Raw genomic sequence first — 2,879 nt, forward strand, 5'->3', positions numbered from 1 at the left:
CGCAGAAAGCGGTCGACCCCCGACGGTGCTACCAACACCGGTCGAGGGTCTGAGCCACCACACCACCTGATCTGGAGTGATGACCTGTGCAGCAGGCTACCGCTGCGCGCCCTGTGCGCGCGCCTATTCCCCCCGTGTTCGACACCCTCGATCTGTTGGTCGAAGGGTTCGTGGCCCGCTTCTCGTCGGAGTCCACCCGCACCGCCTACGCCGGCGACCTCGCCCTGTGGCGCTCGTGGTGCGATGAGCAGGGCCTGGACGTCCTCGCCGTCGAGCGGGCCCACGTCGAGCTGTTCGCCCGCTGGCTCGAGACCGCGCGCGGCAACTCCCCGGCCTCGGTGCACCGTCGGCTGGTGTGCCTGCGGTCGTTCTACCGCACGATGGCCGCCGACGGCCGGATCCTCGTCTCACCCGCCGAGTACGCCCGCCTGCCCAAGATCCGCCGCGACCGCACCCAGTACACGCACATCACCCGCGGGGAACTGTCCACGCTGCTCGTCGCGGCCGACGACATCAGCCCCACGGCCGGCGCACTGGTCTCACTCATGGGCGTCCTCGGTCTGCGGGTCTCGGAGGCGTGCGCCCTGGACGTCGACTGCGCCGACCGTCACGAGCGCGGCCACCGCATCCTCACCGCCCACGGCAAGGGCGCCACCGTCACCGGCATCCCCGTCCCGGTCCCCGTCGGCCGCCGCATCGACACCGCCCGCGGCGACCGCCCCACCGGTCCGCTGCTGCTCCGCCGCGACGGCTCCCGCATGACCCGCCGCTCGGCGGCCCGCGTCGTCACAGCGGCAGCCAAGGCCGCCGGGATCGACAAGCACATCAGTCCGCACGACCTGCGTGCCGCGGCGATCACGTGCGCGCTCGACTCGGGGATCCCGTTGCGGGACGTGCAGACGATGGCCCGCCACGCTGACCCGCGGACGACGGAGATCTACGACCGTGGCCGGCGGGACATCGACCGGCACGGCGCTTACATCCTCGCCTCGTACCTCGCGGCCTGAGAAAGAGAACCGCCCCCGACCTGCACGGTCGGGGGCGGTTCTCGTCGTTGGGGCGGTCAGTACGCCTGGGTGGCGCCGTACTCGGCCTGCTCCGGGGTGAACTTCTCGAACTGCAGTTGGTCGACCAGGCCCTGGCGGGACATCGGGGTCATCTCCATGTACTGCTCTGCCTTCTTCGCGGCTTGCTCGTTCCAGTCGGCATCGACGTTCTCGACGGCGTACTGAGCGGCCTCGGGGCTGTACTCCTCGAATTGGAGCTGCTCGGCTAGGCCCTGCTGGGAGAACGCGGACACGCTCAGGTAGCGCTCGGCGGCGCGGAGGGCGTTCTGGTGCTCCCGCGGTACCTCTGGCTCTGCGGGCTCGGGCTCCGGCTCGGGCTGCTGCTCATCGGTGGGCGCCGCCGTGTCTGCGGCGGGTTGCGTCGTGGTCGTCTCCGCGGGCGCCACGCCTTCCTCGTCGTCGCCACCGCCGGCGATGCTGGCGATGAGCGCGATGAGGATCAGGGCGCCGACGATGATCGCGCCCCACTTCATGCAGCCGCCCCGCTTCTTCTTCGGCTGGTCCTGGGGCGGGTAGGGCTGGCCGGGCTGCTGGGGCTGGTACTGCGGGTTCGTCACGTCGAGCCTTCCGTCGGGTTCACATATTCTTATCAGGTGTGAACGACACTCACGCCGCATTGGGCTGAGGTGGCGCGCCCCACGGGTCGAGTCGGTCGATCGCTTCCCGCCGCATCGCATCGGGCAGCTGGGTGTAGATCGCGGTGGTGGCGACGTTCTCGTGCCGCAGTAGATCCCGTACGAGGTAGATGTCGGCGCCGTCGGCGAGGAGCTGCGTCGCGAAGTAGTGGCGGAGCCGGTGCGGGGTGCCGGCGACCCCGCACCGGCGCATGTGGTCGGAGATGGTGCGGGACACGCTTTTGGCCTGAACGGGATCGGACGGGAACTGGCGGGACGGGAACCACCAGCCGCGGTCGGGCATCCGGCGGGACCAGTCCGCCACCATCGGGTGCAGGGGGAGCTCGGCGGGTTTCTTGCCCTTGCCCTTCACGTACAGGACTTGTCTGTCGCGGTTGATGTCTTCGCCTCGCAGTTTCGCGATCTCGTGGACTCGCAGACCTTGGAGGGCGGCGAGCAGGATCATGGCGTGGGTGGTCATGCGCGTCGGTGCGGACAGGAGCATCTGCACGTCGCGGGCGGACACCGGGCGGGGTAGTCGCTTCGGGGCGCGGGGTCGGCCGACCTTGGTCATCGGGTTGTCGACGCGCCGGTCTTGGACGTTCAGCCACTTGTAGAAGGCTGTGAGGCAGGCGACGTAGTTGACAATGGTGGAGTCGGACCAGGTGTCGTGTGAGGCGATCCATCGGGTGATGTCGATGGGTTGGGCGTGGGCTGGTTGTATGCCGGTTTCGCGGTAGAACTGGGCGAGGATGCGGCGTCGTTCGGTGATGGTGCGCTCAGACAGGCGGCTCGACACTTGCCACAGCTCGAAGTCGTCGAGGTGGACCAGAGGAATGGGGGGCATGTCAGCATCGTCACGAACCGCCACGAGAGTGGGGCCGGTGTTGCCTCCGCGTGATGTCATTGTTGTACTACAGGTGTGTGATTCAGGATCGCCTCAGCGTCCCGGACTCGCCCCAAGGCCTCGGTGATGCAGTTGGCCTTGTGTCGCATCAGCGAAGCCCCGGCGTAGTTGCCGCGCTCGTCGAGGAACTCGGCATCGCGGCGCATCTCCACCAGGAGTCGGTCGAGTTCGTTGTGCGCGTGGCGTAGGTCGTGTCCGGCGAACTCGCGGTCGACCTTGGCCTGGATCGCGGCGTCCCGGGTGGGTTCACTGAGCGGCGCACTCATGCCGCCACCGCCTGACGGCGCATCG

4 protein-coding genes are annotated in these 2,879 nt (G+C 68.8%); 1 reads left to right on the plus strand and 3 read right to left on the minus strand.

What is annotated here, in order from left to right; all coding sequences use genetic code 11:
• Positions 1 to 134: 134 nt before the first annotated feature.
• On the plus strand, positions 135 to 1,007 hold the full coding sequence (locus tag ABD250_RS17715; protein ID WP_182657822.1) for a tyrosine-type recombinase/integrase: 873 nt from the start codon (positions 135 to 137) through the stop codon (positions 1,005 to 1,007).
• Between the two features lie 56 nt (positions 1,008 to 1,063).
• Here the strand turns inward: ABD250_RS17715 and ABD250_RS17720 are convergent, their stop codons facing one another.
• The 3 genes from ABD250_RS17720 to ABD250_RS17730 form a co-directional block, all read right to left on the minus strand.
• On the minus strand, positions 1,064 to 1,624 hold the full coding sequence (locus ABD250_RS17720) for an Ltp family lipoprotein (RefSeq protein WP_182657823.1): 561 nt from the start codon (positions 1,622 to 1,624) through the stop codon (positions 1,064 to 1,066).
• A 49-nt stretch (positions 1,625 to 1,673) separates the two neighbouring features.
• Complete coding sequence (locus ABD250_RS17725) at positions 1,674 to 2,528, minus strand: tyrosine-type recombinase/integrase (protein WP_241730456.1); 855 nt, start codon at positions 2,526 to 2,528, stop codon at positions 1,674 to 1,676.
• A gap of 56 nt (positions 2,529 to 2,584) precedes the next feature.
• Positions 2,585 to 2,879 (minus strand): hypothetical protein (locus tag ABD250_RS17730; protein ID WP_344393555.1); only part of this gene is annotated, 295 nt, incomplete at its 5' end.

Origin of the sequence: Dietzia cercidiphylli (assembly GCF_039531545.1) — a bacterium.
GTDB classification, from domain to species: Bacteria; Actinomycetota; Actinomycetes; order Mycobacteriales; family Mycobacteriaceae; genus Dietzia; species Dietzia natronolimnaea.

Excerpts from the sequence above, each read along its gene's own strand:
- ABD250_RS17725 (WP_241730456.1), bottom strand. The coding sequence starts at position 2,528 with ATGCCCCCCATTCCTCTGGTCCACCTCGACGACTTCGAGCTGTGGCAA.